Origin of the sequence: Lysinibacillus sp. fls2-241-R2A-57, from assembly GCF_030209535.1 — a bacterium.
Classification (GTDB): Bacteria; Bacillota; Bacilli; order Bacillales_A; family Planococcaceae; genus Lysinibacillus.
Genome location: NZ_JARVRU010000112.1, coordinates 1 through 13,542, shown reverse-complemented (window position 1 = coordinate 13,542; position 13,542 = coordinate 1). Strand labels below are relative to the sequence as shown.

10 protein-coding genes are annotated in these 13,542 nt (G+C 37.2%); 4 read left to right on the top strand and 6 right to left on the bottom strand.

Features of this window, described 5'->3' with window-relative positions; genetic code table 11:
- The coding region (locus QRN68_RS17305; RefSeq protein ID WP_285398155.1) for a sensor domain-containing diguanylate cyclase at positions 1-1,247 on the top strand (1,247 nt) is incomplete at its 5' end.
- Between the two features lie 266 nt (positions 1,248-1,513).
- Positions 1,514-1,747: a hypothetical protein gene (locus QRN68_RS17300; RefSeq protein WP_285398154.1), complete on the top strand. Its 234-nt coding sequence runs from the start codon at positions 1,514-1,516 to the stop codon at positions 1,745-1,747.
- A 440-nt stretch (positions 1,748-2,187) separates the two neighbouring features.
- Here the strand turns inward: QRN68_RS17300 and QRN68_RS17295 are convergent, their stop codons facing one another.
- Complete coding sequence (locus tag QRN68_RS17295; protein WP_285398153.1) at positions 2,188-3,477, bottom strand: MFS transporter; 1,290 nt, start codon at positions 3,475-3,477, stop codon at positions 2,188-2,190.
- Between the two features lie 22 nt (positions 3,478-3,499).
- Positions 3,500-5,530: a CocE/NonD family hydrolase gene (locus QRN68_RS17290; RefSeq protein WP_285398152.1), complete on the bottom strand. Its 2,031-nt coding sequence runs from the start codon at positions 5,528-5,530 to the stop codon at positions 3,500-3,502.
- A 303-nt stretch (positions 5,531-5,833) separates the two neighbouring features.
- Between QRN68_RS17290 and QRN68_RS17285 the strand changes: the two genes are divergently transcribed.
- Positions 5,834-6,511: a TetR family transcriptional regulator gene (locus QRN68_RS17285; RefSeq protein WP_285398151.1), complete on the top strand. Its 678-nt coding sequence runs from the start codon at positions 5,834-5,836 to the stop codon at positions 6,509-6,511.
- 488 nt (positions 6,512-6,999) lie between these two features.
- On the opposite strand, the gene dinG is transcribed toward QRN68_RS17285, so the two are convergent.
- A complete protein-coding gene (dinG, locus tag QRN68_RS17280; protein ID WP_285398150.1) occupies positions 7,000-9,771 on the bottom strand; it encodes an ATP-dependent DNA helicase DinG in 2,772 nt (923 codons plus the stop codon).
- A gap of 282 nt (positions 9,772-10,053) precedes the next feature.
- Here dinG and QRN68_RS17275 point away from each other — a divergent pair, with 282 nt between their 5' ends.
- Complete coding sequence (locus QRN68_RS17275; RefSeq protein WP_285398149.1) at positions 10,054-10,812, top strand: hypothetical protein; 759 nt, start codon at positions 10,054-10,056, stop codon at positions 10,810-10,812.
- A 184-nt stretch (positions 10,813-10,996) separates the two neighbouring features.
- Here the strand turns inward: QRN68_RS17275 and panD are convergent, their stop codons facing one another.
- From panD to panB, 3 genes are read right to left on the bottom strand one after another with little or no spacing between them, the layout of a single operon-like run.
- Positions 10,997-11,380: an aspartate 1-decarboxylase gene (gene panD, locus QRN68_RS17270; RefSeq protein WP_285398148.1), complete on the bottom strand. Its 384-nt coding sequence runs from the start codon at positions 11,378-11,380 to the stop codon at positions 10,997-10,999.
- Between the two features lies 1 nt (position 11,381).
- Positions 11,382-12,236, bottom strand: a complete 855-nt coding sequence (gene panC / locus QRN68_RS17265) for a pantoate--beta-alanine ligase (RefSeq protein ID WP_285398147.1) — start codon at positions 12,234-12,236, stop codon at positions 11,382-11,384.
- Positions 12,236-13,072 (bottom strand): 3-methyl-2-oxobutanoate hydroxymethyltransferase, encoded by an 837-nt coding sequence (gene panB / locus QRN68_RS17260; RefSeq protein ID WP_285398146.1) that lies wholly within the window; start codon positions 13,070-13,072, stop codon positions 12,236-12,238. Before panB ends, panC begins: the two co-directional genes overlap by 1 nt.
- Between the last annotated feature and the right edge of the window lie 470 nt (positions 13,073-13,542).

The following is a 13,542-nucleotide window of genomic DNA, read 5'->3' as shown; positions in this document are numbered from 1 at the left end:
CTCTCTTTTTGTATAATTTTCATTGGAAGAAATTAGATAATCAACACGCGTGTTTATTTTTATTTTTTTCGTTAAAAGATAAGGCTTACTTTTACTATGTTTTGTATATGTTTAGTTTTATTCTCTATCAAGCTACTTTGAATTCTTTAGATATTGAACTAGTAGGTCAACTTTTGCCTAAATGGTTTTTTCTAAAATCTGCAGCGATAAGCGGAAATATCTTACTTATATGTATGATTCTATTCAGCAAAGAGTTTCTTGAACTAAAAAATTACTTACCTCGATTCCACAAAATCGGGAATTTTCTATTATGGATCTCTATACTATCTTTAATTGCTTCATTCATTGTCCTTGATGTTGAGTTTGCAAATAATTTAACAATTATTCTTTCTGTAGTTGTCTTTATTTTTCTTTGGTTATCGGGATTATTTGTGTTGTTAAAAGGTCAGAAAATGGCTAGATTTTATATGGTAGGTTGGACTGTTCTGCTTGGTTCCATCATTGTACAAGCATTGGCTTTTTTAAGTATTATTCCATTCCATCCAGTTATATTTGAGGATATTCCTGCAATTGGTGCTATTTTTGAATCTATATTTTTGTCATTAGCATTAGGCGATAAAATCAATATTATAAAAAAAGAGCATCAGGAAATGCAACAAACGCTCAATGAAACGCTCGAACATAAAGTAAAAGAACGAACACAAGAGCTAGAAAGAGCAAAACTTGAGCTTGAAAAATTAGCAAATACAGATCGCCTTACTCAAATTCCAAATCGTGTAAAGTTAGACGATGTGTTAGAAGAGGCTATTGAACATGCCCAACATCATGAGGCTCCGTTCGCTATTATTCTACTAGATATTGATTTTTTTAAAGAAGTCAATGATGAGTTCGGCCATCAAGTAGGCGACTTAGTTTTAATGAATGTAGCAGAGATATTGCAAAATACGATTCGCGAGCAAGATACAGTTGGCAGATGGGGTGGCGAGGAATTTTTAGTTATTTGTCCTCAAACTAAACTAGATGGTGCTATAAAGCTTTCTGAAAAGCTTCGTCAACAATTAGAAAATTATCAATTCCCTATTGTACAGCGAAAAACTAGTAGCTTTGGGGTAACTAGCTATGTAGATGGTGATTCATTAAATACTTTATTATCAAGATGTGATAAAGCATTATATCAAGCAAAAGAAAAAGGAAGAAATTGTGTTGAATTTTTAAAAGATGATGTCAATGTCTCCTCTCAATTATAAAAAGCAATTGAAGCGTCAATGACAGGATTTCTTGTACTTAATAGACCACCCCCATTACGGGGTGGTCTATTTTATGAGCTATTCAACTAAAGCACTACCCTACGCTGAATAAGACTGAAATTGGCCCAGATGCCAATTGAAGAGTCTGGAAATTTGCGGAACAATCCAAAATCGTCCTTTGCAAAGATCCCAACCTGTGTCTTAGTCTAAGCCACTTCATTAATTGAACATAGCCTATACTATATCAATTGAAGGGAGTTATAAAGATGGTAAATCCAATGCGTTTTAATGACGGACGCCGATTTTTCCCTGGTCGTTTTAGAAATGAATTTTTCCCAGTTAGAAGCCCTTTTTTCCCTGTGAGTCCATTTTTCCCTGTTAGCCCATTTTTTCCAGTAAGTCCATTTTTCCCGTTCGGGCGCCCGTTCTTCCCTGTTAGCCCATTTTTCCCGTTCGGTAGACCATTTTTCCCCGGGTTTGGCCCTCGTTTCCGTAGATAAGTAGGAATTCTTTTTTATATTACCGATTTATTAGACACATAATTAAAATAAGAAGCTGTAGAACTAGATTTTGTTAAAATAAACGGCTGAGTGAATAAAAAAGATATTAAAGTAAAAAATCAGAGGAAAGATAACTAATACTACTGATGACGGAATGATGGCTACGGAATATCTTGTCTTATCGGCAAGCCAAAGAAATTTTATAAGATCTTTCATCAAGGGGAATCGTAAAAAGATTGTTGTACTTAAATAGTAATCGCCCTCGTAGTCGCGTCCGTGTCATCGAAGTCTTTCTTGCTGAGGTCAATTTTTTTCAAATTTATAGTCTTTGTTGTTCTTGTAGGTGTTGTTTTTGCTCCTCTTGCTGCACTATTCGCTCGGGTTGCCTATTCCCCCCAAAAATAGAACAGCGACCTGTTTATCGCTGTTCTATTAACCTTTTATGTTTCTTGTACCTTAGCAAATGTTCTTTGCATTGCAATTTCTTTTCGTTTTTCTCGAGTTACTCGTTGCCAAATTACAACAGTAATCAATCCTATAATCGCTAGAGTCAATAGAATGGTAAAGAATACTTTATACCCTGTCGTTCCATCCCAGTAGTCCAAACAAGCCCCTGCAATAATTGGCATAAAAATTTCTCCACTATATCCAATAATCATTAGTGGCATCGAAATTGTTCCTGTTGTTTCTACAGGATAATCTCCTTCCACTAATATTGCGAAGTGCAATGCTTGAAGAGCATACATTGACGTATAAATAATCGCAATGAAAACTAGCAACATTAGGATTAAAGAAGCTTTCCCAGGTAGAATAATAAGACCAACCAAACCAATAGTTAATATAAAATATCCTATTAATACCATGTTAGAAACACCTATTCGATCCCCAATAATCCCTGCACTAAAACTTCCAATTGGGCGGCAATATTGAGAAAAATAGCCTAAAGCAGCAGCGATTAATGTAGAAGCACCAAAAGCAGCTGTAGCATAAGGCGTAATATAATAGTAACTAATGATCATCGCATAAGATGTAAAAATAAGTATCGTTGCTAACCAGGTCGTTGGCATTTTAAGGATTTTCCAAAGTACCGTCCAATTAAACTTTTGATTATTTTCATTTGCTTGGGTATTTTCGTTATTTGAATCTTTGTAAAGTAACATAATCATTATCCCCAAAAGAAGACAAATTACTGAATAAACCACAATAACTGCCGATAATGCCATTTTATCACTCATTCGCTTTGCAAAAAAAGCAAAAATCCCTAAAATCACAGCCGATTGAACGATGTTGGTTATGCCTCTTCCCCCTTCAAAAAATCCAAATGCTTTTCCTTGTTCGTTTTCAGAACCTAGCGAGCGTATAGCTTTTACTAATGCTCCCCAGAACGTCATAATAGACGTTATTCCCCAAGCCGCATGAATTAGCAATAACACTGGATAAGGAGGATACAATAATAAAGCGAAACCTAATACTCCCGTAGCAAACAAGGAAATTGTTAATAAATATTTTGTTTTCCAACGATCTGCACAATATCCACCAAATACATAGGAAATCAAACAACAAACTCCATAGGCACTTCCAAGTGTCCCCATTTGTGTGTTGGTTAATTGAAATGCTTCTAGAAAAACATCATAGTAATAGTTTCTAAAATAAGGCAATGCGTAAATTAAGGCACCTGAAACAGCTAGTATAACTAACGTTGCTATGTTCTTCTTTAATTTAGCTTCCATCTTTTTTCCCCTTACATGTTATTTACAATCCAAAACGTTCAATTTTTTGATCCCACTTCTTATGAAAGGCGTATTTATCGTTTTCTTTAATATCCATCTCTCCGACAATTTTAAAATTTTCTTGATCCGATGTCTTAGTAATCGTAATATTAGCGTCAATCCACCAACCGTCACGACCTATTTTCATTTTTTGAAAAATCGTATATTTAGCCGAAAGTGGATTAGAATTACTTAATGTCAACTCTCGCTTCAAATTGTGTTCAACTGTCACATCAATTTCATCAAAGCGATAGATACCTTCACCAAATACCCCACCAATCCCATCTGTTATACATGTCCACGTATCACTTAAAATATCATACGAAATAGAACGATCGACTCTTCCTTCTTGAAGAATTGTAATCGGGGTTAATGGCGCACTTTCAGGATTCATATTTGGTCCACTAATTTGATTGCCATGAAAGATTGGCAATGAGAACGTAGCCGTTTCTAGATTCAGTGTAAGTGTTGCATCTTCAGGCATCGGCCAAAACATTGGCCAAAACGTTGTACCAAGTGATAAACGTATACGATGCCCTTCTTTAAACTTGTGCCCGCAACAATCTAAATCAACAAACGCTTTTACTTTTTCACCCGGTGTTAATAAATCTACACGATCATGTCCATTTAAGTGTGTTAAGTTCATCACGCCATAGGAAACACGGGTAACAGCTCCATCTTGTGCAACATCTGATAGTTGAGCAAAAAGCATCGCCTTTGATTTGTCGCTCATTAACTCTACTTCAAATCTTGGATAACCAACAATCTCTAATGGTTTCTCTAAAACTTCACTTTCAAATATCATAGCCATACCATCATCTAAACGTTGGTCTGTAGGACTTTCTCCAATTACGCCAGCCCCCATCCACTCACCTGATAATAGACCATGATTTAATGGTGTTTTTAACAGTACTTGCTCTTCGCTAACATTAGGTCCTTGAAATAATTTACCATACGCTAATTGATATATCTTTGTCTTAACTTCCGTTGTTGGCCATGATTCAAGCCCAACCCAATATCCGTTACTTGTTTTTTTACTTGCAGAGGGCGACATACTTTCTTCTACCCATACATTTACCATCGGGCCATCCATAACATCATTGTCAATTCCTTTTAACCAATAATCCCACCATTTCACTGCCTCTTGTAGAAAGCCCATTGCTGGTCCAGGAATACCATCATGCGGATAAACATGCGCCCAAGGTCCAATAATCCCTTTTCTAGAAACAGAGAGCCCTTTCATCAAACTTAATACTGTGTTCGAATACGCATCTTCCCAGCCGTCAATCGCGAAAACAGGAACTTCAATGTCATCGTAATTTTCACAAACTGATCCATGTTTCCAATACTCATCCCTTGTCTGATGTTCCATCCATTGTGCCATCCATAATGGCATATTTTCTAATCGTTCCAACCATTTCTCACGCCAGCTTTCCCCGACAATGTGAGGATCAAGAGGTCGAAGCTGATATGCTAACATAATAGCTCCCCACCAGAAATTATCGTTTAAAAGACAACCACCTTTATAGTGAATATCATTGTTATAACGATCATCTGTAAAGCCTACAGTAATAATTGCTTTTAACGCTTTGGGTCTTCTCGCTGCCACTTGAAGAGAATTGAATCCTCCCCACGATTTGCCCATCATTCCAATACTCCCATTACACCAACTTTGGCTTGCAATCCACTCAAGTACTTCAAGGGCATCATCTTGTTCTTGCTTTAGATATTCATCTTTTAATAAGCCATCCGATTCCCCAGAGCCTCTCATATCTACCCGGACCACCGCATAGCCTTGTCCTGCAAAATAACCATGCATCGGTTCGTCTCTGGCCCTTGTTCCATCTGTTTTGCGATAAGGAATATACTCCAAAATTGCAGGAACTTTCTGGTTTTTCTCAACTTCTGGTAGCCAAATACGACTTGAAAGTTTCGTACCGTCTGTTAACACAATCCACGTATTTTCAATGGTTTGGTATGTATACGGAAATTGTGTAATGATTTTTTTGGTCATTATCTGAATGCTCCTTTTAGATATCGTTCGTTTATTTGGAATAAATCGGGGTGTAAACACACTTTAATAAAATATAATCACAACCACTAAATAAATCATGATTATTAATTAATCATGATTACCTAATAATTACGTCCAGTATATCACCCAGAAACTAGAATAACAACTTTGAATATTCTGATTTTTCACATCGTTAATACACTACATTGAGATGACCATAATTATGATATAATCAAGATTAAATTTGGTAATTATTGAAAAAATATAGCCACTATTTAAAGAATCTTAATAGGAGAGAGTTCTGTGAAAAAGAAAGAAATACAAATGAGCCGCATGTGGAAATACTTTGTGGACGCAACAGCGGAGATTATTGAAGATGATGGGCTGGAAAATGTGACAATAAGAAAAGTTGCAGATAAAGCAGGCTATAATAGCGCAACAATTTATAACTATTTTTCGGAAATCTCTCATCTAATCTTTTTTGCTTCCATGAAATTTATGAAAAGTTATACAAATGAAGTCGCCATTTACATTCAAAAAGGTAAAGACCCAATCGAAAAATATTTATTGGCTTGGGAATGCTTTTGCCAGCATTCCTTTCAAAAACCGCAAATTTTTCATGCTGTTTTTATTATGGACTTAGGTGAAACTCCAGAAAAATTACTACAACATTATTATCAAATCTACCCTAATGATTTAATTAACATTCCAGAAGATTTAACATCCATTCTGTTTGAACATAATATGACAAAACGGGGTCGTTCTATGTTAGAAATCGCTTTAAAAGAAGGGTACCTAAATGAGGAAAATGTTGATTCAATCAATGAATTAACCATTTTAATTTGGCAAGGTATGTTTACAAATATTTTAAATAACCGGAAAAGTTATGATGCGGAGGAAGCAACCAAAATTGTGATGAACTATATATCTCAAATAGTACTTAACGCAGACTTATTTAGTTTCCAAAACAAAAACAATTAACAAAAATACGGAATGTTGGAATAGGTATAGATACTTTAATTAATATGAATACTTCTATAAATGGTTTCACTTCTTATTTTTTTATTCTATCCCCTTAACAAGTTTGTTATGGGGATTTGTATTTTCTCTTCCGCATCCTCTTACTTTACTTTCATTAATTTATGTTTTTGTATGTTCTTCATAATTTCCACAATCCAAACAATAAGAGACCTCCAATTATAGAAATGATTAGAATTATAGTTGTTATTTTATAGTAAAAATGTCTTTCCAGTGAACGCTAAACCCTGCTCCCCTCCTTCTAGAGGGTAGTCTCCATCTGTACATTCATAAAAAGCACGTCACTCCTTCTCATTCATATAAGGGAATAGTAACGTCCTTGGGATTTGGACAGTATTGGACTTTACTTTGTCGCGGATGATTATCCGTCCAAAGATGCCTGGCGTATCCCAAAAAATCCCCTTTAGCAAAACTGCTAAAAGGGATTCCATCTATTTCTGCCAATCATTAAGTTCCTTTAACAACTCAGGAAGCTGCAATTTCTTTACATCAATCAGTGGTAATGCCTTAATAAACTCCTTACCGTACGACTTTGTTGAAATGCGGCGGTCTAAAACTATAAAAGCTCCTTTATCGTGTGATGAACGGATCAGACGACCAAAGCCTTGTTTAAAGCGCATGATGGCTTCCGGTAATGATAGCTCATTGAAGGAATTACGACCTTGAGCGGCAAGGTGTTTAGCTCGCGCCTTAAATACAGGCTCTTCTGGCGAGGAAAACGGTAAGCGTACAACAATAACCGATGCAAGTGCGTCACCTGGAACATCCACGCCTTCCCAAAAGCTGTTTGTACCAAAGAGTACCGCATGGCTAAACTTTTGGAATGATTTCAGAATTCGCATACGACTACCACCCGTTACACCCTGTGCAAAAAGCATATAGTCATCAAGGAGTTCACTATCTTGAATAAGCTCCACTGTTTTGCGAAGCATATCCTGCGCCGTAAATAAAACGAAACATCGTCCTTCAGTCATCCGTACCGTACGTGTAATTGCGTGGGCGACCGCTTCAATATATTCATCCTGTGACACATGTTGAATATCAGGCATATCTGTAACAATAAATGCCTTCGCTCCTGCATAATAGGATGGCGGTGCTTGTAGCTTTATCACTTGCACACTATCAGAAATACCAAGCTGACGCGTCACAAATCGTTCATTGCCTGGTACAGTTAAAGTACCTGAAGTCCACACTATGCTTGCCTGCTTACGAAGTGGTGCAAGTACTTTTTCGATAATAGGAGTGACATTAACTGGCTTTTTAAAGACATGCAAGCTTCCTGGAACGCTCCGTAAATCAAATTCTAGCCACACTGAATTATCATCCTGTGGCGATAGGAAAATTTCCTCCCACTCAGCGATTTTCACCTTCATTTCACGAATCCAATAATGCCACTCTGATAATATATAGAGCTCATTTTTATCTAATTGCTCAATATTATTTCCAAAGGCCTGACCTACTTCTGTCGCAAGATCAAGCCACTGCTGCGTGAGCTTGCTCACTTGTAAAAGTGGTTCTTTAACTAGCGATACATCCTCTAAAAATAAAGTGTATTTTCGATTAGCTTGTTTTCCTTTTATTTGTTGCTGCATTTTTTGAACAACACGCTGAATCGTTTCATCGAAAGTTCGTTGCAGGCGAATAAATTGTGCATCTAATCGCTGTAAGTTTTGCATAGGAACGCGGTGTTTTTTCTTAGCTGCCTGACTAAATTGTAGGAATAAGGCAGTCTCCTCCATCGTGCCAATTTGACCGAAAATATACTTCCACTGTGTATAAGAGAAAACAATTTCGTCTTGCTGCATTGCAGCTTGAATAAATTGATGGGCTTCATCAATAATCCATCCGTCGATTTGTGTAAAGATTGGTGTTTGGCGGACTAAATCACTGAGTACCATAGAATGATTCGTTACAATACAATCGGCAAACTCACTATTTTTTAACGCTTGCTCATAGAAATCAAAGCCTCTTGATGGTTTCTCATCAGGCATTTTGCGGATTTTCTCTAAAAACAGCTGTCCTCCGCCTGAAACATTGAGCTCACTTAACACCCCTGTTTCTGTTTTAGTAAGCCAAATAAGAATTTGTAAAATCGTAAAGGTATCATCATAGGATTCATCAGCATAAGCCATACATTGCTCAAAGCGTGTAAGATCAATATAATGATGCATACCCTTTAGAACAGCAATATTTACTTTAGTGCCAAGGATTTTTTCAATCTTGGGTAATTCTTCTTCAACAAGCTGCTCCTGCAAGTGTGACGTGTATGTGCTAATCGCAATTTTTTTATCGACTGCTCGCGCATACAAAATTGCAGGGAGTAGATAACCTGCTGTTTTACCAATACCTGTTGAGGCCTCTATAACGCACTCCCTCTTGTTATTTAATTCCTTCCAAATAATGTCCATCATTTCAAATTGTGCAGGTCGTTGCTCAAAGTTCGGCATCACCTTTGTCATTAATGATGCTTTGTCAGCTGCTGTTTGTGGGTATGATACAATCTCTGCATTATTTGTATGCTTTTTTCGTCCATCACTAATAGCCAAATTGCGGTAGTAGGAGACATTCTCATTAGCAGTTACATGCTGTCGTTTAATTTGAAGTGCCTCGAAGAACAACTGGGATAAATTTGATTTCAATCTGAATGAACGTTTATGCATTTGTTCAAGAGTTAGCTGAGGGAGAACGAGTAACTCCTTCCAGCAATGTTTAAAGAGCTCAGCAGTTGCTCTGGCATCGTCATCTGCTCGGTGTGCATTTGCCAGCTCTATATTTAAATCTGCCGCTAAATCACCTAGCTTAAAGCTCAGTGACATAGGGAACAATATTTTGGCAAGTTCAACCGTGTCCATCTTTTTACCCTGCCATTTCGGTAAACCTGCACGCTTGAACTCCGCTTGTAAAAAGGATAAGTCAAAATCCGCATTATGCGCGACAAATACACAATCAGCAAGCAATTCATATATGTAGTCAGCATGTGCCTCAAACGGCAAGGCATCCTTTACATCCTCATCCGTAATATGCGTTAAATCCTGAATGAAAATTGGAATGGATTTTCCTGGATAAATAAACTTCGTAAAGGTACGTTCAATTTTCCAATCTTTCATAATAACAATTGCTATTTGAATCATTCGGTCCCCATTTGCCGGTGAATGACCAGTCGTCTCTAAATCAACAATTGCATACTTTTGACTTTCCATCATACATCTCAACTCACAGTTCACATTAGATAGATGAATTTTATCACATATTTGGCTCAGCGGCATCCCTTCACCATTGTTCATTGGTCATAAAAAAAGACTTCTGAACGATTACCATGATTTGTAGTAAGAATTTTCAAATTAATATATAATATTTGTAAAAGCATGGCCCATCACCATAACGTGTGGTTGATTTCCGTTCCGACTGGGCACTTTCCTGGGACGTCGGATGAGCCAAAAACATAAAATTTAAAAGATACAATTCGAGGGGGGTATACTTCAGAAATGAAACAAATTTTCGCATATGAAAATATAGAACAATATCAAAAGAGTATACAAACAACTCAATATTTAATTGAAAAATTAGAGATTTATCGTCAAATATTAGAAAAAGAATTTAAACTCCGTGATATTCCTAAGGCGATTGTATGGACCTCAGAAGAAATCGCGACAAACATCTTTTCAACTGTACCTATTCCTGCATATACAACTAAAGATATTATCTATATGAATCCGAACCTTGAGGATTGGAGACAGTTATTTTTAAGACAATTAGAAGGTCAACAACATTTTGAAATAGAGAAATACTATAAAACGATTTGCAATGACCATATTTTTTGCATTTTAGCCCATGAACTAACGCATCATTCGGATTTATTTCTCGATGAATTTGATGATGAGCGAATGGATAGCATTTGGTTTGAAGAAGGAATGTGCGAATATTTATCAAAAAAATTAACGCTCAATGAAAATCAATTCGATGAAATTGCAAAGATTGAATTAGAATTGATTCATTTGTTTAAAGATAAATACGGAAAACATTCATTAGATGATTTCGGTACTGCTAGTTATGAATCGGAAAGTTTAACTAGTATTATGTATGACTACTGGCGTAGCTTCCAAACCATCAAATACTTAGTTGAGGAACGTTCAGATAACAATATACATCATGTATTTGAAGTCTATCATCGCTGGCACAAAGAAGGTAGAAAGGTTTCTTTAACGCAATATTTTAATTTGGACAGCTTTCTAAATTCTCTATAATGTTCATATGGCAAATCAATGAAGCACAGAATCGTCCTACATAGATAGATTTTCATTTCAAATCTATAATACGCCTTTTCTTTAACAATTTTTTGACATAATAAAAGTGTACATCATTAAAATAAATTTAGTAATGTACACTTTCAATTTATTAAGTTACAAAGTAATATCTACTTTTATCACACTACATCACCGTTGCTTCTGGCTCATAGGATATCATTTCTTTAATAGTATTACCTTCTCCCATAATGGCAACCGTTGGCTTATGATCTTTTGCCTCTGCGTTATCTACATACACATAAGAAATAATAATTACAATATCTCCACATTGTACTAGACGTGCTGCTGCACCGTTAACACAAATAACGCCTGATCCACGCTCCCCTGCAATAATGTAGGTTTCAAAGCGAGCCCCATTGTTATTATTGACGATATGCACCTTTTCGTTTGGTAACATGCCTACTGCGTCTAAAATATCCTCATCAATCGTAATGGACCCAACATAGTTTAAATCTGCTTGTGTCACTGTAGCACGGTGGATTTTACTGTTCATCATCATTCGTAACATTTTATAGTCCTTCTTTCACATTAAAGATACAATTATCAATTAAACGAGTTTTACCAATGTATACAGCCGCTGCCAACAGTACTTGCTCCGTTTCAACTGTTACTGGTATTAAATCTGGATACGCTAATAGCTCAATATAATCAATTTCCCCATGTGTACGAGCTGTAATATGTTCCTTTGCTTTAGCAAGTGCATTCGCTGCATTACCATTCGCTAAGAAGCTATTACGAGCAAGCTGTAGTGCTTCATTAATTGCTGGTGCCTCTTGTCGCTCAGATTCACTTAAATAGACATTACGAGAAGACTTAGCTAAACCGTCCTCCTCACGTACAATCGGTACTACTCGCATTTCTAAAGGGAAATTAAAATCTCGTACCATTGTAGCGATAATAGCAACCTGCTGTGCGTCCTTTTGTCCGAAATATGCTCTTGTCGGCTGTGCTAGATGAAATAGTTTTGACACAACCTGTAAAACGCCATCAAAATGTCCTGGACGGCTGGCCCCGCAAAGAATGGTTGCCTGTTCACCCGCATGAATACGAATACCACCATCGTGAGGATACATTTCTTCAACACTTGGTGCGAAAATAATATCTACACCGACAGACTCTGCCAAGGCAGTATCCCGTGGCAAATCACGGGGATAGCTTTCAAAGTCTTCGTTTGGCCCAAATTGTGTTGGGTTTACAAATATACTCATCACGACTAAATCATTTTCGGCACGAGCTGTTTTTGCTAGCGTTAAATGGCCCTCATGTAAATACCCCATTGTTGGAACGAGTCCAATTGTTTTCTGAGCTTGCTTCGCTGCTTGGATTTCTATAGATAGCGCTTGGATAGTAGTTACGACTTTCATTACTTTACTCCCCCATATAGCTGATCCAATGCTTCCTCTTTCATCGTGAAGGAATGCTTCGGCGCAGGGAATGTACCAGCCTTTACCTCTTTCACGTAACTAGCAATTCCTTGGCTCGCTTCTCGGCCCATATCGGCGAACTGCTCTACAAATTTTGGTACATGATGTGAACCATAGCTTAGCATGTCATGATACACTAAAACTTGTCCATCTGCCTCTGCACCAGCACCAATCCCAACCGTTGGAATAATAAGATTAGCAGATACCATTTCTGTTAGCTGATGCGGAATACATTCTAAGACGACTGCACATGCTCCAGCCTCTTGACATTTTTTTGCATCTTCAATGAGTTTCGTTGCCTGTTCAGCTGTTTTACCTTGAACTTTGTATCCACCAAGCACGCCTGCTGATTGCGGTAATAAACCTAAGTGTGCTACTACCGGAATACCAGCTGACGTTAATTTACGAATGACTGGTAGAACATCTCCTGCACCCTCTAACTTTAGTGCATCTGCCCCTGTTTCCTGCATCATTGATACTGCAGTCTTCAACGTTTCGTGTACATCACCGTGGTATGAACCAAATGGCATATCAACAACAACAAACGTATCCTTAGCCCCGCGGCGCACTGCTTTTGCATGATGGACCATGTCTGCTACTGTTACTGGCATTGTAGAATCATAGCCTAGTACGACCATGCCTAGTGAATCTCCCACTAGAATCATATCTACGCCTGCATCCTCGGCAAATTTTGCAGCAGGATAATCATATGCAGTGAGCATAACGATTTTTTCACCTGCTGCCTTCATCTTTAAAAAATCTGAAGTTGTTTTCATTTTGTAGTCCTCCTTTTTTAAGGGAAGAAAACAGAAAAACCCCTCTGTTCCAAAATGGACAGAAGGGTAGTGTTTCGTTCGTTATCAAAAATTACCTCTTGTTGATTGGAGGCAATAACTTAATAAAGGGATACGGAAACAAATCTCTTTGAGAGAATTGCCCATTCCAATGAATCAAGTTATATTTTTGAACGCTTGTTTTCTTCCGTCCCTGTCATTAAAAGATCAAGGCAGATATTTATTGTAAATAGGTCTTACGTTTTGAAGGTGCCGTTCACAAAAGGATACTGCCCTTCAGCACATACTATAACAGATTTTCCTAGTAATCTTCAAATATTATTTTCTAATAATTCCCCTACATCTTCACCTTTCACCAGATAATTGGTTCATCACCAAAATTTGTGGATGACATTTGTTAAAACGTATGCCATATAGGTTGATCTTCGTTCCGACTGGGCGACTCCTTGGGG